A 21,902-nucleotide genomic window follows, 5' to 3' on the forward strand; every position below is an offset into this window, starting at 1 on the left:
TATTTACTCCTTATTTTTTATTTTATTATCATAATATTCTTTTATTTCTTTTACTTTATTATTAAAATCTAATTGATGTTTTTTACACATTTTAAAAAATTGAATAGAAGTATTTTCTAAATCTGTAGATTGTAATTTAATTAATACTTTTTTATTACATTCTTTAACAATACATTTTAATAATACTTTTTCTTGTTTTTGTTTTTGCATTATTTCACTTCCTTAATTTTTTTAGATAAAGATGGTTCATTTAACATTAAGAATATTTCATGTAAAACTATAATTGAATCAGGTTTATCTTTATATTTAATCATAAGTTCAGTAATATATTTTTAACATTTTCTTACTAAATCTATTTGGGTCATTTAATTGAATTTTATTCATTATTTATTCTCATTATTTATATAATATCAACCAATTAATAAACTTTCTGCTTGGTCATGGTCATTAATTTCTATATTTCAATTATTTATAATAATTAAATAAGGCTTTTCTCAGCATTTATGTGATAAAATTTAAAAATAGTACATAAAGGGAGAAAAGCCTTTAAAATTAAGCAAAATAATATTATTAAAATCTAAATATCATATATCTTTATATTAATCTAATAATAACTCCGAAAAACCATACTTTCAAATATTATGTGTTAGAATAAATGTAACAAGATTTATTTTTATCATATCTTGTTCGCAAAATATTTACATTTTATAACAAAAATAGTTATACAAGATAAAATGTTTACTATATTAATAATTGAGAGTAAAAATTTAATTAATAACTTAAATTTACTCTATATATAAACGTGATGAAAAAACTAGTACATCGCTACTTTTCAACCAAAATTAAACAAAATATTGAACTAGCTTTTAACCTTAAGAGTTAGTATTTAAAAACTAAGAAAAATAATTAAACAAGTTTATAAAAGTTACTATTACTCACAACTATTTCTTTAAAATTGGCTTCTTATATCATTCAAAAGAAAGTGTAAGCAAAATAAAATAGTTATTAACTATAATCTAATCTACTAGATGAACATTATAATTACTTTAAAAAATAAAAATCATTTAATCTGTTGTAAAAAAAATATTTCTTAACAACTAACATAATGAATTTTTAATTTTACTTCTTAAAAAAATCACTTAAAAAGCAATTTTATACTATAAATGCAAAAAGTCATTTATAATTATAGTAAGAATAATAAATATATTTTATTTGTTTAACCTTAGTACACTTTAAATTTTTATTTTATAAGATTAAATACTATTGACTATGCAATGAAAAAGCCAAAATTAGATATTTAGAAAGATAGGTGCCAAAATAATGTTAATTAACAAAACTGCTGATGAGTGCATTATTGAAACCGGTGGTGCTCTATTCCGATGTTTCGTTGACAAAAATTTAACTGTTGAACAAAAAAAGATGTGTCTCAATTGAATTATTTTATTTTTAAATTATCAAGATTCTGTAATACATCAAGATGAAAATAAAATAAGTAATTTACAAAAAGAATTAGCAGAAGCTTTTACTACTCCTTACTACAAAAAAGCATTACGAGAATTTAATAACGGTAATATTATTTATAACGAAAAAACTACACTTGCTGATTTTAATAATATTTGTTTAATAACTTCTTCTCAAGAAGTTATTAATACAATTACTCAATTTAATGAAACTTTTAATAAAAGTTTCATTAAACATCAATCGTCATTAAGCTTTGTTAATTTAAATACCATTTCAGAAAACTTCTTACTTTTATTCTTTGTAGTTCATTATCATCTTGGCTATAAATTTAAACAAGAATTACTTCCTATTGTCAGAACATTTACTGACGTTATTAAAACTCCAATTTATATTGAACATAATGATAGTCATGTGAAAATGTTATTAATTAAGAAAATTTTAAATGATAACGAATCATTCTTTGATGATATCGAACCAATTCATCTTCGTAATTTTATTCACAGTTTAGATGACATTTTCTCTGATGCCCTTAATATTAGTAATAAGATTGAAAAATTAATATTTAACAAACCTCATCGTATTAAATATTCAATGAATATGCTTTTAAAAAAATATGGTGTTGAATTAAAAGATGTATTATGAAAAAATGCTGAAGAAACTAATCCAACTATTGGCAACATGATTATGCATTTATTTGCTTATGAAACCTATTATGTTCAAAGAAATAATCATTATGAAATCTATGAACAATTGGTTTTAAATACCGTTTTAATTGACCCATTATACCAGCAAATATTTGCCGATTACAAAAAACATAACAGAATTAATAAAGCTATTTAACAGAGTAAGTCTAAATAGCTTTTTACATATTAAAATGATATTGTTTTTTCTTATTTATTTGACATTCTCATACTTAACTATTAAAATTAGGCTTTTCTCCCTTTATTTACTATTTTTAAATTTTATCACATAAATGCTGAGAAAAGCCTATCTACGGACTTCTCCCCACATTTTTAAATTAAACATAGCATTACAGTTTCAAAACTAGGTATGTTATTGAATTTATATGCAGCTTCTTTTGCATATAAATGAATATGATGTTTTGCAACTTTGATATGTGTTTTAAATGTTTTTCGTATATGTTTTCATACTGACTCAATTTGGTTGGTATTTACACCAGTTTTTGAAACATAGCCATCTTGATGGTTAACTGTTTCATGCTTAGTGAAAACCGATTTCAAATCGCGATATCCTTTTCAAGAATCAGTATGTACATCACACTTTGAAGAAATGTGGTTTATTGCAAACTGCAAAAGATTTTTACTGTTTGCGTTTTTCAATACTTTCACAATCAGATTGTTGGTTGTTTTTTCATAAATACCAACAATCAAGGTTTTGTGCAACAAGGATCTTCCTTGTTTTTTAAAACCCATATGTGAAAGATACATTTCATCCATTTGCACTATGCCCTCAACAATGAATTGAGGTTCTTGTTTAGCAATGGCACTTCGGATTTATGACCCATTCTTCAAGCTGTTTTCAAGGTCACTCCCAATTCTTTTGCAACATCAGTTGATGGAATTCCATGTTTGGTGTTTATTCATCTAAAGATGAGATAAAACCAAGATATTAAAGGTGTTTGTGACTTTGAAAATATAGTGCCCGTGAGAATACTGAATGTTTGATGACATTTCAAACATCTCATTTTTCTTAAATTAGAAGTATTCAAATTAAAACTAGAACACCTAATACATTTGCTTTGTTTCAAACTTGCTATATATGCAAGACATTGTTTTTCAGTTTGAAAAGTATTATTGAACTCATTAAATTTCATTGTTTCCTCCACAAGTACATGTGAGGAGAAGTCCGTAAAATTATTATTTTTGCAAACTTAATCTTAACTCAACTAACTGTTCACTATCAATCACACTAGGACTATTCATTAATAAACAAATACCGCGATTATTCTTAGGAAAGGCAATTGTATCACGAATTGATTGACTATTAGTTAAAATCATTACCAATCGATCAATGCCAAAGGCAATTCCGCCATGTGGTGGTGTTCCATAATTAAAAGCTGATAAGAAAAAACCAAACTTACTATCAATTTGTTCTTTGGTTAATTTTAATAACACAAATATTTGTTTTTGCAATTCATAATCATGAATTCTGATACTGCCACCAGCAATCTCAAAACCATTTAATACTAAATCATAAGCATCAGCTTTTAATTGTGATAAGTCATTGTTTTTAATATTCTTTAAATCATTGGAATTTTTTGGACTAGTAAACGGATGATGACATGCTTGTCATTGCCCATTTTCTTCTTCAAACATTGGTCAATTAACAACTCAGACAAACTCATAATTATTAATATTAGTTAAAAAGTCTTGATGATGTTTTTGTTTTAATTCATCATTAATATAATGTGTTCTAATAGCACCCATAATTTTATTGGCAATACTCGTTGGTTCATAAACGAAAATTAATGTATTAAAATCATTGCTTTTAATCTTACTTAATGCTGATAAATCTTCATTATTAAAAATAATATTACTATTATTATGAAATACTTTTTGTTTTGTTAAATCATAAATTATTAATGTTTTACCACCATGTTGGGTGCTGATTTCCGTTAATTTTTTAATTGTTACTTCATTAATTTTATCTTTTACTAAAAACCCTTTAAAATTTTTTTTGTTAATACTATTGGTTAAGTTCAAATTTAATAGTTGACACGTACAACGTAAATCTGGCTTATCACTTCCGTATTTATCCATAACTTGTTCATAACTAACTTTATTAAAACTATTAGGAATGTCTCCTAGTTTTAAAGTTTTAAAAAGATTAGCTATCATTTTTTCTATTGTTAACATTACTTCTTTACTGGTAATAAATGCCATTTCAATATCTAACTGTTGAAATTCAGGTTGCCGGTCAGCCCGAAAATCTTCATCACGAAAACATTTAGCAACTTGGAAGTATTTATCAAATCCAGCAATCATTAATAGCTGTTTATAAATTTGTGGTGATTGAGGCAAAGCATAAAAATGTTGTTTTTGAATTCGTGCTGGTACTAAAAAGTCACGAGCACCTTCGGGTGTTGTTTTAGTTAAACATGGTGTATCAATTTCTAAGAAATCATTATTGTTTAAAAAAGTACGTAAACAATTAATAATTTGATGTTTAAATTTTATCTTGGCATTCATTAGTGGACGTCGTAAATCTAAATAACGATATTGTAAACGTAATTCTTCACGTGCCATAATATCATTATTTTTAATATCGAATGGTAAATCTTTAGCCATACTTAAGTTAACAACTTCAGTTGCTACTACTTCAATCATGTCATTAGGTGAAATAGCATTTTTATTATTTCTACTTACTACTGTTCCAATAATTTTTACTACTGATTCTGTTTTTAAAGTTTTAGTAATTTCATAGCAAAAATTATCGTTTTTAACGATGACTTGTGTTAAACCATACATATCACGTAAATCAATAAAAATTCCAAATTTATTAATCCGAATTGATTGTGCTCAACCACTAATAGTAACTATTTTATTAATGTCTTTAATTGATAAATTACCGCAAGTGTGGGTTCTAAAAGTTTTATCCATGATTTTATTGCTCCTTTAATTGGTTTAGTATTTGTTGTAATAAATCATTATTACCTTTGAATTGAATAGGAATCATAACTTTTTTATCATATGAATAGATTGTGGAAGTGGTTCCATCTTTTAAAAATAATAAGTTATATGCTTTTGTCCGATTAATAATTTGTGATTTATGTTTATCTTGAAAACAATGGTATTTACCATCAACTTGATAGTTTTTATTACGTAGTTGTTGTAACAATCATGACATCATATTTAAAGCGTTATCACTTAAAGCAATAACTTGTAATTGCATAATTGGCTTGTGATTTACTTGTTTATTATTAGATAACAATAACATCAATCGTTCAATACCAATGGCAAATCCAATAGCTGGAATTGCTAATGGTGAACCTAGTTGTTGTAATAGATTATCATAACGACCACCACCAATTAATGTATTTTGAGTCTCACCAATTCGCGGGTCAGAGCTTGTAACTTCAAAAATAATACCAGTATAATAATCTAATCCACGAACTAAATATTCATCAACTTTAAAACTAATATTATGATTTGTTAAAGCTTCAGTAATTAAAGCAAAATTTACTTGTTCAATTGGTGATAAAATTTCAGTAATTTTAGGAATATCCAATGATAGTTTATGACAAATTTTGCAATCAAGAACACGAATTGGATTTGTGAAAGTTCGCATTTGACAGTTTTCACAAAATTGGGATTTCCTACTTAGTAAGTGTTTTTTTAAAATAGTTTGATATTTATTTTTAGTTTCATCAGAACCAAAATAATTAATGTTTAAACTTAAATTAGAAATTTCTAAATCTTTCATCATATTAATAGCCATCATCATTACTTCAACATCACTTAAGGGGTGATTAGTGCCTACAGTTTCAATTCCAAATTGGTTGAATTCACGTTGTCGCCCTTTTTGTGGTCGTTCGTAACGAAACATAGAACCATAATAAAAATATTTTAAAGTTTGTTTGGGTTTGTATAATTTATTTTCAATTACCGCACGTGCCAAACCAGCAGTTCCTTCTGGACGTAGTGCTAAAGTTCGATCACCTTTATCATTAAATTGATAAATTTCTTTTTGGATAATATCGGTTGTATCACCGACTGCTCGTAAAAATAAATGAGCATCTTCAAAAGTGGGGGTAATGAATTCTTGATAATTATACTTAGCAGCACAAGTTTGTAAAATATTAATAATGTTGCGATATACAATTATGTCTTGTTCATAAAGATCACGTGTACCACGTGGTTTTTGGATTGTCATTGTTTTCCTCTCCTTTATAACTTAGTTAAGTTAATTTAAAAATAAAAAATTCCTAAAATTATAGGAACGTTTTGTGAACGCGGTGCCATCCTAATTTACTCTTTGTAGAAACAAAAAATACTCTCAATTATCTTAAATCTTTAGTTGTTTGTTAATGATAATCAACAAGCAGTTTAATTGTCTTTAGTATTAATAAACCAGTATTTTCACCAACCATACTGTCTCTGAAAGTTTTGTTAATACATTTTTTAAACGCGTAAAAATATTATACTAAAATATTACATAATTATTCTATTTATTGTAATAATATCAGGAATTTTTTTAATTGATGAAATGATTTGTTGTAATCGTTCAATATTAGAAACTTTAATTAAAATTTTTAATGTTCCTGTCCGATTAATTATTGATTTATTATTAGCTTCAATACTTTGAATTTGGGCTTTTAAATAACCTAAAATATTTAAAATATCAGTCATTAGTGCTGGACGATCTAAGTATTGAATTAGAATACTTGAATTATAAGTTCTATTGCTAGTAACTAGCAAATTTCAAATTGTTTCAATGACACGTTCTTTTCGTTCGGGTAAACTAACATTAGGACAAATAACACGATGTACTTTAATACCTTGTCCTTTGGTAATATAACCAGCAATTGGTTCATCAGGAATTGGTAAACAACAGTGGGCTAATGATGTTTTAATGTTAGGAGCATTTTCAATTAAGATATCATTGCTGCTGTTTAAGTTCATTTCTGAGTATTTTTTAATTTTTAGTTCTTGGAAAGTTAATGAATCAGTATATAAAATATCAGTAACTGCTTGTTCAATGGTGTAAGCACCATTAGCAACATCTAAGCAAAAGTCTTCATATGTTTTATATTTTAACGATCTAATTCGTGACATGATGATACTACGTTTGGCGATTTTTCAGCGAACATGGTTGTCAATAATATAGTTTTCCATCTTCTCTTTTGCTTTTTTAATTTTTTCTTTATTTTCTAAATCTTTAAGCTTGATTTCTTGATTTAATAATTCTTCTTGTTTATTTAAATATTTTTTGATTTTATGTTGGGCAAAATTAGTTTTAACAATACTTAATCAATCACGATTAGGGTGAGCGGTTTTTGAAGTTTTGATTTCAACAATATCACCAGATTTTAAAACAGTATTAATTGATGAATAAGTACCATTAATTCGCGCTCCGACTGTTGTATCACCAATTTCAGTATGAACTTTGTAGGCAAAATCTAAAATAGTAGCACCCAATGGTAATGTTATAACATTACCATTGGGTGTTAAAACATAAATTAAATCACTAAAAATGTCTTGTTTAATTTCTTTTTCTAAATTACTATATTTTGCATTATCTTCTTCAATGGTATTATCATCAACAAACTGATTCATGGCATTTAAGTTTAAAATTTCTTGGAAAATATTTAATTTTTCATCAATTTCTGCTTGTCGTTTTTTGGGGTTTTTCGTTTCACCATCTTTATATCGTCAGTGAGAAGCTGCTCCTGTTTCGGCAAAATCTTCCATTTTATCAGTTCGAATTTGTAGTTCATAAATTTCATTATCAAAAACAACTGAAGTATGTAAAGATTGATACATATTATTTTTAGGAGTAGCAATATAGTCTTTAAATCTTCCTGGGACAGGAGTAAAACTTTGATGAATATAACCTAAAATTGCATAACAACTATCAAGCGTATTAGTAATAACTCTAATGGCTAAAATATCATGAATATCATCAAAATCTTTTCCAAAATAATACATTTTACGGTAAATAGAATATAAGTTTTTACTACGTCCATAAATTTTAAAAATTAATTTTTTATGTTGTGATAAAGTTTTACTTAATTCTTGAATAATAGTATTAACTAAATTTTCACGTTTTTCACGATCAATATTAATTAAATTATCAATCTTTGTATATTCTTTAGGATTAAGAACAGCAAATGAACGGTCTTCTAATTCTGATTGTAATTGACGCATTCCTAAACGATGGGCAATAGAAGCATAAACTTCTAATGTTTCTTTAGCAATGATTTGTTGTTTTTCTTTACTTAAAAAATTAATTGTTCTAATATTATGTAATCTATCTGCCATTTTAATAATAATAACACGAATGTCATGGGCTAAACTTAAATATAATTTACGTAAATAATTAGCTTTAATTTCTTTTCTTTTTTCTTTAGCAAAATGACTAACTTTTGTTACTGCTAATACTAAGTCAGCAACTTCTAGTCCAAAATCCTCTACTAATTCCTCAAATGTAGTTGGTGTATCTTCTAAAATATCATGTAAAAATCCAGCTTCAATTGAAGCGATATCTAAATGTCAGAGAACTAAATTATATGCTGTTGATAATACATGATAAACATAGGGGTCACCGTTTTTGCGAAATTGTCCCTCATGTTTTTTAAGTGCGTATTCATAAGCAACAGTAATTTTTGCAATTTGTTTTTCATCTTTAATAAATGTTTTAGCTTCCACTAACAGTTGATTAAAGTCTTTACAAGTCAAATTATCCATTAATTTCCTCTTAAAATTTAAGTATTTCTAATAGTGGAACATTATTAAAATGATGTTTATTTTCAAATTCTGATAATGAAATTAAACTAGCAATTCCTACCACTTGGGCTTGCGTTTTTTTAGTTAATTCAATACAAGCGTTAATGGTTCCTGCCGTAGCAATCAGGTCATCAATAATTACTACTTTATCATTTTTAGTAAGGGCGTTCTGATGAATTTGTAATATCGTACTACCATATTCTAAATCATATTCTACTTCATAAGTTTTACCAGGTAATTTTCCTTTTTTTCGTGCTAATACCAATTTGATACCTAATTTATAGGCAACGCCAGCGCCAAAAATAAAACCTCTTGCCTCGGGAGCAACAATAGCAGTTGCTTTTTGTTCACTAATAAACTTGGCAAAAATATCAATTATAATTTGAAATGCTTCTGTATTAGTTAATATCGGATTAATATCTTTAAACTGAATCCCCTTAATGGGAAAATCAGGAATATTTACAATAATATCTTGCAATTGGTCTTTTGTCATTTAATTCACCTATTCATTTATACCTTCAACAACATATTCATCTGGTCCAACAAAATGTTTTTTAATTTTATTCAAACGTTTTTTATAACAAGATACCCTTCATCGTTCGAAGTAACTTCACATTCACGGAGCAATAAAGTAAGAAGTAATTAAACTCACTAGTGAACCTACTAACATTGATAGAGCCACAATTCAGAAACTAGGAATAACGAGCATTACTACTACTGATGATAATAATATAATTCCATTAATTATTAATGTTCTTGGTAATGATTTTTGCACACTTTCATTAGAAATAGCAATAATTTCTTCTTTTGTTAAAACTTTAGTTTGATTATTATTAAGTTTTATTTCACGAATGTTATCAAAGATAACCATCACACTCATAACTATTAACATCATAACTCCTAATAATATTCCCACAATTGTTGTTGAAATAGTAATATGAACTAAACTAATTATAGCAAGTGTCATAATTAAACCGAAGATAATAGCTAAAATTAATGGTAACACATATGTTAATTGGAATCTAATAATAATATAAATCAAGATGATAACAAATGATAAAGAAATGGCAACAACCATATTGATTAATAAGTCAGAACCTGATTTAGATACAACTTGGTCAGGTTTAGATCAACTGACTGATGAGTTACTATTTCATTTATAATTAGAAGTAATAAGTCCTAAAAAATTAATAAACTCATCTTTTTGCTGACTATTAATATTTATATTTGTTTCAATATTAACGTTAAATTGATATTGATTTCCAATGCCACCTGCTAACAATGTATAGTTAATGTTTTTAAAATATTTATCAAATTGTACACTTTTTTTAATTTCTGGTTTAATTTCATTAATAGTATCTTCAGCAGTTTTAACAACGCTATAGTCAATACTTGTTGGAGAACCACTAACAGTAGCTAGTCCAATAAAATCAGTTCTACTATCAAAACCAGAAGCAAAATTCGCACCAATAACACCATAAGTAACACCAGAAGCGATGATAAGAACAGTAGACCCAGAAAGTATTCATTTGCTTCATTTACTAAAAATATTGGAATTAGTTATTTTAAATTTATTAATAAAACTTTTAAATTTTGAATCTGTTGGTACAGAATCTTTATTTTTTAATTTTTTATTAGTAACGTTTTTTAAAGTATTATCACTAGTAATTTCTTCTTCGCTAACTTTAGCATTTAAAACAACATTATTTTTTCGATAAATATTTATTCCTAGAATTTTTGGTTTATCTTCTAATCAATTTTTACTTATCATTCCTCATAAAATTAATCGTAACAATAATATGCCAAAAACAATAACCCCAAAAGTGGCAATTGAAGTCATAATAACAAAACCTTTAATGGCTCTTGTCCCAAATCAGAAAATAACTAAACTAACAATTAAAATAATAATACTATTATCTAATGATGATGATAATGTTTTTTTATTTGCTGCTTTAAAGGCAGTGGTTAGAGTTTTACCTTCAGCGTGTTCTTTTTTAAAACGTTCTAATAAATTAATAACAGAATCAACTAATAATGCAAAGCCAATAATTAAAGCCAATAAACTTTCGGGAGCAAGAATTCCACTAATGAAAGTAAAACTAACAATAGTAAATAATAAAAATGAAGCAAGCGTTATTAAAACTATAATCCCTAATAAACGGTAATAGAAAATTATTAACACCACTAAAATAATAACAGCTAATGCTAAAACGATTATAATAACTTTTAATGAATCAGCACCTAAAGAAGGGGCAACTGGTGAATTACCAATTAAAGTAAAACTATTTTCTGATAATCCTGATGATAGAACATTTTGAAACTGTTCAGCACTTTCTAAGTTAAGACCAGTAACTTCATCACCAGCAGCAATTAAGGAATCACTACTTGGTTGAATTGCTCCTACTCAATATGGTGTATAACGATAATCAATAACATCTTGGTTTAAAATATTAGAAATGTCATCTAGACGTACTAAATCATGAATATAAGGCAATCATGCATTCATAGGTGATATTTTTTTACTAGTTTCACTAGCTGATGGATCAAAACGATCTTGTGGGTCATATGTATTAGTATCAACATTAGTATCAACTGAAAGAATATTAGCGTTATCAATCATATCAGCATATTTTCAAGCAACACCAAAGCCACCATTTTTACTAATATCAAGTAAATTTCTTAACAATGGACTATTTTGCTTTGCTAATTGTAAAACACTAGTGCCATTACCAAGTCCGGGTGTATTAGAATCTAATAGTGAAATTAAACCAGTACGTTCTTTAGCATCTTTTACTGGATCAAGTTTATCTATAAAACCGGCAAGCAAATTAATACCTTCAACACTATTACGAACATATTCTAATAATTGCCCAATATCTGAATAAATATAAAAAGTTGAATCTTTTTGAGCTGTTAAATCAGTTAAAATTTCTTTATCTTTAACAATAAAATGAAGTTCTGGATGATGTGAAGCTTGATTATTTTGAACAATAATCTTGCTAAAAACATCGCTTAATTTTAATCTTTTATCACGAGCTGATCATGTTTTTGCTTTATCATCATATTTTGTTGCTAATAAATCATTGCCTGCTTTGTCCATAAGATAAAAATAACCACTACGTGCAGCGTTATGAACAAATGCTGAAACCGAAACACCAGCATCTTTACTTAAAGATAATTTATAATTTTTACCGTTACCATTAGTAATACTTTCAATATTAACATTACTTGTTCCTAATGGATCAACTCGATTTTTTAATAAATTAACAACATCTTTTTGTGTGCCTTTACCATTATATTGAACTTGTGTTTCATAGCCACCAGCAAATTCAATACTTAATTTACTATTATTTTCAATGTAACTAGTGCTGAAAATAACTGATATGGTAATCGCTGAAACAAAAATTAGTAAACTGAAAATTCTTAGAAAAAAGGCAAGGTTTTTAGTTTTTCTTGCTTTAGAAGAAGTGTTCATATGTTCCTTCACTCCTAAATTAATTTATTTTTTTGTATAAGATAAAATTCATTATACATTAATAATCACTATATAAGAATACCAATAAAAAGAGCAAAACACAATTGTTTATATAACAATAACAAAAATAATTATTTAAATGTTTTTTGATTATTAATAAGATAATCTTTACCTATCTTTGTAATTTTACGACCTTGTGTTGTTTTACAAATTAAACCATGCTGAATTAATAATGGTTCATAATGAATTTCAATGTTTTTTACTTCTTCATTTAAAAGTTGGCTGATAGTTTCAATACTTAAACTTTTATTGATATTAGTTTTATTAAAGAGTGACAAATAAGTTAATTGGGTAATATTTAAACCTAATGGATAAATTTGTAAAAAAGATAAGATATTTAAAATATTATTCTCGTTTAATTCCAAATTCATGGCTAAACAATAATTATGTATTTGCTTAATATTATTAATCGGACTTCTCCCCACATTTTTAAATTAAACATAGCCATCTTGATGGTTAACTGTTTCATGCTTAGTTAAAACCGATTTCAAATCGCGATATCCTTTTCAAGAATCAGTATGTACATCACACTTTGAAGAAATGTGGTTTATTGCAAACTGCAAAAGATTTTTACTGTTTGCGTTTTTCAATACTTTCACAATCAGATTGTTGGTTGTTTTTTCATAAATACCAACAATCAAGGTTTTGTTCAACAAGGATCTTCCTTGTTTTTTAAAACCCATATGTGAAAGATACATTTCATCCATTTGCACTATGCCCTCAACAATGAATTGAGGTTCTTGTTTAGCAATGGCACTTCGGATTTTATGACCCATTCTTCAAGCTGTTTTCAAGGTCACTCCCAATTCTTTTGCAACATCAGTTGATGGAATTCCATGTTTGGTGTTTATTCATCTAAAGATGAGATAAAACCAAGATATTAAAGGTGTTTGTGACTTCGAAAATATAGTGCCCGTGAGAATACTGAATGTTTGATGACATTTCAAACATCTCATTTTTCTTAAATTAGAAGTATTCAAATTAAAACTAGAACACCTAATACATTTGCTTTGTTTCAAACTTGCTATATATGCAAGACATTGTTTTTCAGTTTGAAAAGTATTATTGAAATCATTCAATTTCATTGTTTCCTCCACAAGTACATGTGGGGAGAAGTCCGTTAATAAGATATGACTTAAAGCAATATTTTGCATTTTGCTAGCTGTGATTAAAATACTAATACGCTCAATTACATTTTTTTGACCAACAAAACTATTAAAAGTAACCATTATTTAAATCTCTAATGGCAATCGTAATAATTTCTTCAATTGATAACTCTCAATTAATGTTTTGTAAAATATAATTATTAATACTAGTTTTTTCAAAACCTAATTTTAAAAGTGTATCAAAAACAAGTATTGATTTTTGATAATGAATATCATCATTACTAACCACAGTTAGCTGATTACTAAAATAAGCAATAACATTAGTAGCAATTTTGGTGGTTATACCTTTGCATTATTGCAATACTTTGTTATCTTGATTAGTAATAGCTAATTTAATAGTAGCAATCGGTAATTGATTTAATAATTTGAGTGCATTTTTAGTTCCGACACTTCGTACATTAAGCAAATCAATGAAAAATGTTTTTATCTCTTTTGACAAAAAAGCAAAATATTGTTCAAACATTGGTTTTTGATAAAAATAAACATAAATTTTAATTTTAGTGTTAACTGGTAATGTCTGCAAATTAACCCCTGTTAAAAGATAACCACGATTATTACACTCAAAAACAATATTATTTGTTAAGATTTCTTTAACAACACCAATCATATATTCATCCATTAGTTTTTACCTCCTTAGTTGTCTTCGCTAATAATTACAACTAAAAGTAATAAAAACCTTTTTTTATTTTTGAAAATTATGTTCAATATCTAAAACATCATCGTCATCTTCAATCGTATCAAATAAATGCATTAATATTTTAACTTGTTGTTCATCTTCAATAGTAACAAAATCATTAGGAATATTTCTAATATCATTAGTAATAAATTCATTAATGCCATTTTTTTCTAAAGTACTAGTTGCTAATGCTAATTGTTGTGGTTTTAAAGTAATAAGAACAACATCATCATTTTTTTTAATATTAAAAATGTCAAAGTCAATTACCATTTCTAAAATTTCATCGGTAGTTAAAACACTATTGAATTCAATAACTCCTGTTGTTTGAAATAAATATTGAACAGCATTGAACTGACCACCCACTTTATTAAAATAACTACGAATGTTACTGGCCGTACGATTTTTATTATCAGTTAAACAGTGAACAATAATGGCTACATTGTTAGGACCAAATCCTTCATAAGTAATAGCATCATAATGGGTTGTTTCATTTTTGTTAGTGGCTTTATTAATAGCACGATTGATATTATCTTTGGGCATATTAATTCTTCGTGCTTTTTCTAAAAGTAATTTTAAGCGGGGATTACTTTCAATTTTTTCTCCGCTTAGTTTAACAGCAACATATATTTCACGTGATAATTTTTGAAATACTTTACCACGTTTATTATCTTGGGCATCTTTACGATGTTTAATATTAGCATATTGTGAGTGTCCAGCCATAATTTCATTCCTTTGTATTATTTTCGATTTCATTTAGGAGCTTGGGGTAATGGTATACGTTTGTGCTCACTATTTTTGTGCATTATTTCAATTCTAGTAATAACATCACTAGGAATTGCGATTTTATTACCAAGTAAATATTGATCTAATTGCTCGTATTTAAATTGCATTTCTGATTCATCAGTTTGTCCTGGAAAGAGACTTGCTGTGGGTTTTCGAGCAATAATTTCTGGTGTTACTCCTAATAATTTAGCACTATTAATAACATCTTGTTTTAGGAGATGAATAATTGGCAGTAAATCAACACCACCATCGCCATATTTAGTAAAGTAACCAATATGTCATTCATCAGCATTATCAGTTCCCACAACTAAGTAGTTTTCATTTTGTCCTAGTGCATACAATGTTGCCATTCTTAGTCTAGCTTTAATATTACCTAATACTAATTGTGTTTTTTCAAAATTTAATGAACTATTAATAGTCGTTTTTAAAGTATAAAAGGTTGGTGTTAAATCAACAATTTGACTTCTTAAACCGTGAGTATTAACTAATTTCTGCGCATATTCAACATCAATGGGGTCTGATTGGCATGGTAAAATAACACACAAGTGGTTATCTGGAAATGCTTCTTTCATTAAAAGTGAAACAACAGCAGAATCAATACCTCCACTTAGGCCAACAATGACACCTTTAGATTTAGTTTTTGTGACTTGAATTTGTAAAAATTTAATAATTACTTTTAAATATTCTGTTAATACCATTTTTTCACCTCTCTGTTTAATATTATAATCCTATTCTCAAATAAATTCATAACCATAAATTACAACGTGATGGTCTTTTTCAATACCTTGTTTTCGCAATTCATCATAAACACCAAGGTCTTGAAGTTTAATTTTAAATAATAAAATGTTTTGATAAGTGTTTAAAGGATTTTTTTGATAAATAGCTTCAATAGTTTTACCAGTAATATTTCAACGGTTAGTGGCACTAAGATTAATAATTATTTCTGGTGTTTCTTCTTTATTAATGTATTCATAAACAATGTGTTCATCATTAATATCTTCACGGTTATCTTGATAATTTTGTTCTTTTTTGACAGCGTCAAAAATGTTTTGAATTAGTGGCTCTAGATTAGTTCTTTTCATAGCAGAAATAGCAAAAATTGGTAACTTAATTTGAACTTGTAGTTTTTCTAAGTTAGTTTGAGAATTTGGTAAATCAATTTTATTAGCAATAATGATTTGTGGTTTTTTTTCTAAATCTTTATTGTATGTAGCAAGTTCATTCATAATTAATTCATAGTTTAAAAAATGGTCTTGGGTTTCATCACTAATATCAATCATATGAACTAATACTTGACAACGTTCAATGTGGCGAAGAAACTGTAAACCTAAACCTTTCCCTAAACTAGCGCCAGCAATTAATCCTGGTAAGTCAGCCATTACAAAGTTGTCGTTTTTATTAACTTTAACAACACCGAGATGAGGATTAAGCGTAGTGAAGGGATAATCAGCAACAGTAGGTTTTGAAGCAGAAATTGCTCCTAACAGCGTTGATTTACCAGCGTTAGGTAATCCAACTAATCCCGCATTAGCTAATAATTTTAATTCGCAAATAATTTCAAATTGTTGACCAAGGGTTCCTTTTTCGGAAATTTTTGGAACACGGTTAGTTGCAGAAGCAAAACGGGCATTACCACGACCACCAACACCACCAGCAGCAATAATAATTTCTTGCTTGTCTTCAACAATATCACCAAGAATATTCTGAGTTTTAATATCTCTGACAAGTGTTCCTAATGGCACTTTGACATAAGTATTGTGTCCTTTTCTACCATGCATATCTTTAGGAGCACCATTTACACCTGCTTCAGCAATAATTTCTTGACTTTTTCGTAAATCTAGTAAAGTATTTATACCTGAGTCACCAACAAAGATAATGTTACCACCACGACCACCATCGCCTCCTGATGGACCACCTTTGGCAACATAAAGTTCACGACGAAAGGCAACAACACCATCACCGCCCTTACCTGCTTTTACTTTTAATTTGGTTACATCAATAAAACGCATTTGTTTACTCCTTTTAAATATTTGTCTAGTTTTTATTATAGGCATGTTTTGAATATTTTTAAACTATTTATTGTTTAATTATTAGTAATATAATAGGAGATTTATTTTCCTTGACCAATAATATTCACTATTGCTCTTGCAACATCAATTTTACTACCTTGTAATTTATGATTTTGATTTTTAAACACAAAATTAACTTCTGTTTCATCATTACCCATAACTTTAATATTATTAATAACCATGCCGTCACATTTTTTAGTTTTCATTTTTGTTAATCCTAAGGTTATATCATTACTATCTTGAGCAACAAAACCAATTAAAGTTTGCGTTGTTTTTATACTACCTAAATGCTTTAAAACATCAATATTAGGTACTAATGATAATGTTATATTTTCGTTTTTGGTTTTGTTAATTTTATTTGCTATATACGTAGCACTTTGATAATCATTGAGTGCTGCAGCGCAAAGGATAATATGAGCAACATGAAAGTGTTTTATCATTGCTTGTAACATTTGTTCATTAGTATTAGCATTAATAACTGTTAAATTAGGGTGGCTTTCAATCTTAACATCAAGGTCACCAACGATTGCTATTACATTAGCATTAGTTTTTAAATAAGCAACAACTAAAGCATTACCCATTTTTCCAGATGAATTATTAGTAAGATAGCGAATAGGGTCAAGATAAGTTCTGGTGCGACCATAATTAATTAAAATAGTTTTATTAGTTAAATCAAGAGGAATTTTAAAATGATTATTAATTATCTCAAAAGCTTCGGTAGGTTCTTTTAGTCTGCCATCACCAGTAATTTTGCAAGCTAACATTCCTGCATCAGGATTAATAACAGTAATATCTTTCATTAAAGATAAGGATTGATAGTTATTTTGAAATCCTTGATTGTGATACATATAATGATTCATAGCAGGAAAAATAATTTTAGGTACTGGACTTGCTAAAAAAATAGCCAAAGCTAAACTATCAGCAATGGCCAATGTTGCCTTGCTAATAAAACTCATGGTTGCTGGATAAACAACAATTAAGTCAGTTTTTAATGCTAAATTTGTATGATTAATAATATCTGCTTTCTCATAAAGTGTTTTTTCAAACATTTCGCTATGATAAGGAAAATCTATTTTTGGTAAAAATAATAAACTACTTTTTGTACAAATTACATCAACAAGAAAATTTGCTTGTAATTTATGTAATAACTGAACAGCCTTAGGGGCAGCAATACTGCCGGTAATAATTAATGTAATATGTTTCACACCAGTTACCTCCTATCATTATGTTTTAACTAATTAATTTCCTTTTATAAAAAATAAAACCTATCTTCAAACATGAATATTGAAAATAGGTTTAACATTGGATAATGATTTTAGATTTTATTAACTATAACAGAAACACGAGTTTTGTTTTTTTTAAATGTTTTATACTTAACTATTCCTGGTTTTAAAGCAAATAATGTATCATCGCCACCACGACCAACATTTTCGCCAGGATGGATTTTAGTCCCACGTTGACGATAAATGATTGTTCCTTCTTTTAGACTTTGACCATCACTAATTTTAGCACCTAAACGTTTAGAATGAGAATCACGTCCATTACGAGTTGATCCTACTCCCTTTTTTGAAGCAAATAATTGTAAATTTAATTGATAACGCATGCTTACACCTCCTTAATTTTTAGATATTTCTTATACTGAGCACTAATGGTTTTTAATTGTCATAACATAGTTTTTAAAATTACTTGGTTATCATTATTAATGATAACAACTTTAATTTTAACTAAACCTGATATATTGTTAATAACTTTGATTGTTTTACTTTCCATTTGGTCTAAAGCATTTAATGCCCCAATCACAATCGCTGAGACAGCTGCACAAACAATATCAGTTCCTAATTGTGAAAAATTAGCATGACCAGTAATAGCAACTTCATCAATGTTATTATTTTGATAATTATAAGTAACGTTAACCATGTTTAATTATTACCTAGTAATTATTTTTTTGTTGCTTTTTCATCATCTTCGCTAATAACTTTAACAGTCATATTTTTATGATCAAAAATAGTTTTTACATTGCCTTCACTAATAACAGTTTTTGTAATATCATCTTCAGGAACTAATTCTGTTTTAGTAGTTTTTTTTGCTGGTTTTTTTGCTATCTTAACAACAGGAGAAGTTTGTACTTCTTCTGGAATAACTTTAGTTACTGCAGGAGTTGGTTCTTTAGTAGTTAAAATAGTTGTTTTTACTTCTTCGTCTTTAATTGTCGGATTTGGTTCTGGTTTTTCAACTACACTTTTACCATTAATTAAAATATCAGTAATCAATACTTTTGTATATGGCTGGCGGTGTCCATACATTGTTTTAGAATTTTTCTTTGGTTTATATTTGAAAACTCTAATTTTTTTTTCTTTATCTTGTTTTAAGATTTCGCCATGAACTTCAGCACCTTCTAAAAAAGGCTGACCAAAACTTTGACCAATCATTAATACTTTATCAAAAATAACTTTATCTTTTGTTTCGCCAATAATTTTTTCAACAAAAATTTCTTGACCTGAGGTAACATTAATTTGTTTTCCTCCTGTTTGAATAACTACAAACATATTTTTCTTACACCTCCAGTTTAGACTCGCCTTATAGGTGGAGATAATCACTTAATTTACCTAAAGCAGAGCGGTTGAAACTGCATAAACAGTCTTAAATATTATAAATTATTTATTTTGAAAAGCAATATAAATCTTATATTTGTTTTTATTTTTGTAGTATGTTGTGTCGTTATCTTTTAATTATATTTCACATTCTACTCATGCCAATATCCAAAATGTGTTTCTAATTTACAATTCCTTGCAAAAAAATCTAGTGTTTTTTTAAACAAAAAGGTGTTAAAATTAGTATAGATAAAAATATTTACTAAATTTAAATAAGTTTTATCTAATTTTTTTAAACTTATGCGTACATAAAAAAGGAGAATGAAAATGAAAGTTTTATTAACAACATTAAGCCTTTTAACAATTGGAACAACTACAGGAAATTTAAGTAATAAATTAAATACAAATGTAATAAATTCAAATAATAATTTACGGACTTCTCCCCACATGTACTTGTGGAGGAAACAATGAAATTGAATGAGTTCAATAATACTTTTCAAACTGAAAAACAATGTCTTGCATATATAGCAAGTTTGAAACAAAGCAAATGTATTAGGTGTTCTAGTTTTAATTTTAATACTTCTAATTTAAGAAAAATGAGATGTTTGAAATGTCATCAAACATTCAGTATTCTCACGGGCACTATATTTTCAAAGTCACAAACACCTTTAATATATTGGTTTTATCTCATCTTTAGATGAATAAACACCAAACATGGAATTCCATCAACTGATGTTGCAAAAGAATTGGGAGTGACCTTGAAAACAGCTTGAAGAATGGGTCATAAAATCCGAAGTGCCATTGCTAAACAAGAACCTCAATTCATTGTTGAGGGCATAGTGCAAATGGATGAAATGTATCTTTCACATATGGGTTTAAAAAACAAGGAAGATCCTTGTTGAACAAAACCTTGATTGTTGGTATTTATGAAAAAACAACCAACAATCTGATTGTGAAAGTATTGAAAAACGCAAACAGTAAAAATCTTTTGCAGTTTGCAATAAACCACATTTCTTCAAAGTGTGATGTACATACTGATTCTTGAAAAGGATATCGCGATTTGAAATCGGTTTTCACTAAGCATGAAACAGTTAACCATCAAGATGGCTATGTTTCAAAAACTGGTGTAAATACCAACCAAATTGAGTCAGTATGAAAACATATACGAAGAACATTTAAAACACATATCAAAGTTGCAAAACATCATATTCATTTATATGCAAAAGAAGCTGCATATAAATTCAATAACATACCTAGTTTTGAAACTGTAATGCTATGTTTAATTTAAAAATGTGGGGAGAAGTCCGTAGATAGGCTTTTCTCAGCATTTATGTGATAAAATTTAAAAATAGTACATAAAGGGAGAAAATCCATAATTTAAAAGTAACTAATGGAACTAATGTACCAGAAGATAAATATCCTTGATTTTGTTCAATAACACTTGTTGCAAATCCCATTAACCAAACTGGATCAGGTGGAATTTTAATTGCACCAAATTGAGTATTAACTGCTGCCCATGTTGCAGCAGATTTTCATCCAGAAATATCACCAGAAAATAATGCTAAAATAGTTTTTGGATTATATGACACAGTTAATTATGATAAAAGTAAATTAGAAATTCGAACAGCAAAAAAAAATATTTGTTGGGGAGGGCCTCATAATGTTGACTTAAAAAATGATATTGCTTTAATTCAATTAGATAAACCAATTACTGATATTAAACCAATCAATCTATATTCACAAAGTCAAAAACCGATTAAAGGTACCACTACTACTGTTATGGGTTATGGTTTAATTACTAAACCAGATAGTACAATTGATTTTCCAATCCATATGCAAGAAGTTGATATCCCTGTTTATCAGGTGATGTTGTTAAAGACCCAAGATGAACTATTACTGATTTTGATCCAAAATCAAACATTTTGGCGGGAGTAATTACTGGCAATAAAAGAATTAATGCTTCTAAAGGAGATAGCAGAGGACCTTTAATTAAAAAAAATAATGGTAAATATTTTGCTGTTGGAATTGTTAGTCACGGCCCCGTAAATGAAAATTATTTTACTCCCGAACCTGCTGTTTATACATTTACTGGTGCTTTTAATGATTGAATTCAAAATACCATTAAAAATTAAAAAATAATTAAACCATATTTATA

Annotated in this window: 24 protein-coding genes, 1 pseudogene and 1 other annotated feature; of the genes and pseudogenes, 6 read left to right on the plus strand and 19 right to left on the minus strand. The window is 27.4% G+C overall.

Annotated elements, in window-relative coordinates:
* Positions 1–3: 3 nt before the first annotated feature.
* Entirely contained in the window at positions 4–210 is a 207-nt protein-coding gene (locus ACFEL4_RS01415; RefSeq protein WP_375317803.1) for a hypothetical protein, read from the minus strand.
* A gap of 1,110 nt (positions 211–1,320) precedes the next feature.
* Here ACFEL4_RS01415 and ACFEL4_RS01420 point away from each other — a divergent pair.
* Positions 1,321–2,301, plus strand: a complete 981-nt coding sequence (locus ACFEL4_RS01420) for a hypothetical protein (protein WP_375317804.1) — start codon at positions 1,321–1,323, stop codon at positions 2,299–2,301.
* Positions 2,302–2,474: 173 nt separating this feature from the next.
* Here ACFEL4_RS01420 and ACFEL4_RS01425 read toward each other — a convergent pair whose 3' ends face one another.
* The 9 genes from ACFEL4_RS01425 to ACFEL4_RS01465 form a co-directional block, all read right to left on the minus strand.
* Positions 2,475–2,918 carry an IS1595 family transposase gene (locus ACFEL4_RS01425; RefSeq protein ID WP_375318347.1) on the minus strand — a complete coding sequence of 148 codons (444 nt, stop codon included), beginning with the start codon at positions 2,916–2,918 and terminating at the stop codon, positions 2,475–2,477.
* A gap of 5 nt (positions 2,919–2,923) precedes the next feature.
* On the minus strand, positions 2,924–3,295 hold the full coding sequence (locus tag ACFEL4_RS01430; RefSeq protein WP_375317805.1) for a hypothetical protein: 372 nt from the start codon (positions 3,293–3,295) through the stop codon (positions 2,924–2,926).
* Between the two features lie 43 nt (positions 3,296–3,338).
* Positions 3,339–5,081 carry an aspartate--tRNA ligase gene (aspS, locus tag ACFEL4_RS01435; RefSeq protein WP_375317806.1) on the minus strand — a complete coding sequence of 581 codons (1,743 nt, stop codon included), beginning with the start codon at positions 5,079–5,081 and terminating at the stop codon, positions 3,339–3,341.
* Positions 5,082–5,085: 4 nt separating this feature from the next.
* Positions 5,086–6,354 (minus strand): histidine--tRNA ligase, encoded by a 1,269-nt coding sequence (hisS, locus tag ACFEL4_RS01440; RefSeq protein WP_375317807.1) that lies wholly within the window; start codon positions 6,352–6,354, stop codon positions 5,086–5,088.
* 278 nt (positions 6,355–6,632) lie between these two features.
* Positions 6,633–8,888 carry a RelA/SpoT family protein gene (locus ACFEL4_RS01445; RefSeq protein WP_375317808.1) on the minus strand — a complete coding sequence of 752 codons (2,256 nt, stop codon included), beginning with the start codon at positions 8,886–8,888 and terminating at the stop codon, positions 6,633–6,635.
* Positions 8,889–8,898: 10 nt separating this feature from the next.
* On the minus strand, positions 8,899–9,420 hold the full coding sequence (locus tag ACFEL4_RS01450) for an adenine phosphoribosyltransferase (protein ID WP_375317809.1): 522 nt from the start codon (positions 9,418–9,420) through the stop codon (positions 8,899–8,901).
* A 9-nt stretch (positions 9,421–9,429) separates the two neighbouring features.
* Positions 9,430–12,402 carry a protein translocase subunit SecDF gene (gene secDF / locus ACFEL4_RS01455; protein ID WP_375317810.1) on the minus strand — a complete coding sequence of 991 codons (2,973 nt, stop codon included), beginning with the start codon at positions 12,400–12,402 and terminating at the stop codon, positions 9,430–9,432.
* A gap of 131 nt (positions 12,403–12,533) precedes the next feature.
* Positions 12,534–12,833: a Holliday junction DNA helicase RuvB C-terminal domain-containing protein gene (locus tag ACFEL4_RS01460; RefSeq protein ID WP_375317811.1), complete on the minus strand. Its 300-nt coding sequence runs from the start codon at positions 12,831–12,833 to the stop codon at positions 12,534–12,536.
* A gap of 63 nt (positions 12,834–12,896) precedes the next feature.
* Positions 12,897–13,547, minus strand: coding sequence for an IS1595 family transposase (locus ACFEL4_RS01465; protein ID WP_375317812.1), 651 nt, complete (start codon positions 13,545–13,547; stop codon positions 12,897–12,899).
* On the opposite strand from ACFEL4_RS01465, the gene ACFEL4_RS01470 reads away from it, so the two are divergent.
* The gene (locus tag ACFEL4_RS01470; RefSeq protein WP_375317813.1) at positions 13,528–13,698 is read left to right on the plus strand and encodes a hypothetical protein; all 171 of its coding nucleotides are present in this window, start codon (positions 13,528–13,530) and stop codon (positions 13,696–13,698) included. The genes ACFEL4_RS01465 and ACFEL4_RS01470 overlap by 20 nt on opposite strands.
* Positions 13,699–13,920: 222 nt before the next feature.
* On the opposite strand, the gene ACFEL4_RS01475 is transcribed toward ACFEL4_RS01470, so the two are convergent.
* From ACFEL4_RS01475 to ACFEL4_RS01515, 9 genes and pseudogenes are all read right to left on the minus strand, one after another.
* The gene (locus tag ACFEL4_RS01475; protein WP_375317814.1) at positions 13,921–14,247 is read right to left on the minus strand and encodes a hypothetical protein; all 327 of its coding nucleotides are present in this window, start codon (positions 14,245–14,247) and stop codon (positions 13,921–13,923) included.
* A 63-nt stretch (positions 14,248–14,310) separates the two neighbouring features.
* Positions 14,311–15,024, minus strand: a complete 714-nt coding sequence (locus ACFEL4_RS01480; protein ID WP_375317815.1) for a YebC/PmpR family DNA-binding transcriptional regulator — start codon at positions 15,022–15,024, stop codon at positions 14,311–14,313.
* Positions 15,025–15,041: 17 nt separating this feature from the next.
* The gene (gene nadE / locus ACFEL4_RS01485) at positions 15,042–15,785 is read right to left on the minus strand and encodes an NAD(+) synthase (protein ID WP_375317816.1); all 744 of its coding nucleotides are present in this window, start codon (positions 15,783–15,785) and stop codon (positions 15,042–15,044) included.
* Positions 15,786–15,815: 30 nt separating this feature from the next.
* Positions 15,816–17,096, minus strand: a complete 1,281-nt coding sequence (obgE, locus tag ACFEL4_RS01490; RefSeq protein WP_375317817.1) for a GTPase ObgE — start codon at positions 17,094–17,096, stop codon at positions 15,816–15,818.
* A 101-nt stretch (positions 17,097–17,197) separates the two neighbouring features.
* Positions 17,198–18,361 (minus strand): bifunctional phosphopantothenoylcysteine decarboxylase/phosphopantothenate--cysteine ligase CoaBC, encoded by a 1,164-nt coding sequence (coaBC, locus tag ACFEL4_RS01495; protein ID WP_375317818.1) that lies wholly within the window; start codon positions 18,359–18,361, stop codon positions 17,198–17,200.
* A 110-nt stretch (positions 18,362–18,471) separates the two neighbouring features.
* A complete protein-coding gene (rpmA, locus tag ACFEL4_RS01500) occupies positions 18,472–18,759 on the minus strand; it encodes a 50S ribosomal protein L27 (RefSeq protein WP_375317819.1) in 288 nt (95 codons plus the stop codon).
* A 2-nt stretch (positions 18,760–18,761) separates the two neighbouring features.
* Positions 18,762–19,073, minus strand: a complete 312-nt coding sequence (locus ACFEL4_RS01505) for a ribosomal-processing cysteine protease Prp (RefSeq protein WP_375317820.1) — start codon at positions 19,071–19,073, stop codon at positions 18,762–18,764.
* 338 nt (positions 19,074–19,411) lie between these two features.
* Positions 19,412–19,702, minus strand: a pseudogene (gene rplU / locus ACFEL4_RS01510) (50S ribosomal protein L21); the annotation flags it as partial.
* Positions 19,703–19,714: 12 nt separating this feature from the next.
* Positions 19,715–19,788 (minus strand) — a sequence feature (ribosomal protein L21 leader region).
* A 111-nt stretch (positions 19,789–19,899) separates the two neighbouring features.
* On the minus strand, positions 19,900–20,196 hold the full coding sequence (locus ACFEL4_RS01515; RefSeq protein WP_375317821.1) for a hypothetical protein: 297 nt from the start codon (positions 20,194–20,196) through the stop codon (positions 19,900–19,902).
* Positions 20,197–20,214: 18 nt separating this feature from the next.
* Between ACFEL4_RS01515 and ACFEL4_RS01520 the strand changes: the two genes are divergently transcribed.
* The 4 genes from ACFEL4_RS01520 to ACFEL4_RS01535 all read left to right on the plus strand — a co-directional run bounded on the left by ACFEL4_RS01520 (position 20,215) and on the right by ACFEL4_RS01535 (position 21,879).
* The gene (locus ACFEL4_RS01520) at positions 20,215–20,751 is read left to right on the plus strand and encodes a hypothetical protein (RefSeq protein WP_375317822.1); all 537 of its coding nucleotides are present in this window, start codon (positions 20,215–20,217) and stop codon (positions 20,749–20,751) included.
* On the plus strand, positions 20,646–21,035 hold the full coding sequence (locus tag ACFEL4_RS01525; RefSeq protein WP_375316929.1) for an IS1595 family transposase: 390 nt from the start codon (positions 20,646–20,648) through the stop codon (positions 21,033–21,035). The genes ACFEL4_RS01520 and ACFEL4_RS01525 overlap by 106 nt, the downstream gene beginning before the upstream one ends.
* A 167-nt stretch (positions 21,036–21,202) precedes the next feature.
* Positions 21,203–21,682, plus strand: a complete 480-nt coding sequence (locus ACFEL4_RS01530) for a trypsin-like serine protease (protein ID WP_375318348.1) — start codon at positions 21,203–21,205, stop codon at positions 21,680–21,682.
* The gene (locus ACFEL4_RS01535; protein WP_375317823.1) at positions 21,670–21,879 is read left to right on the plus strand and encodes a trypsin-like serine protease; all 210 of its coding nucleotides are present in this window, start codon (positions 21,670–21,672) and stop codon (positions 21,877–21,879) included. Before ACFEL4_RS01530 ends, ACFEL4_RS01535 begins: the two co-directional genes overlap by 13 nt.
* Positions 21,880–21,902: the final 23 nt, after the last annotated feature.

Source organism: Spiroplasma endosymbiont of Virgichneumon dumeticola (assembly GCF_964264745.1).
In the GTDB taxonomy this organism is placed as follows: Bacteria; Bacillota_I; Bacilli_A; order Mycoplasmatales; family VBWQ01; genus Spiroplasma_E.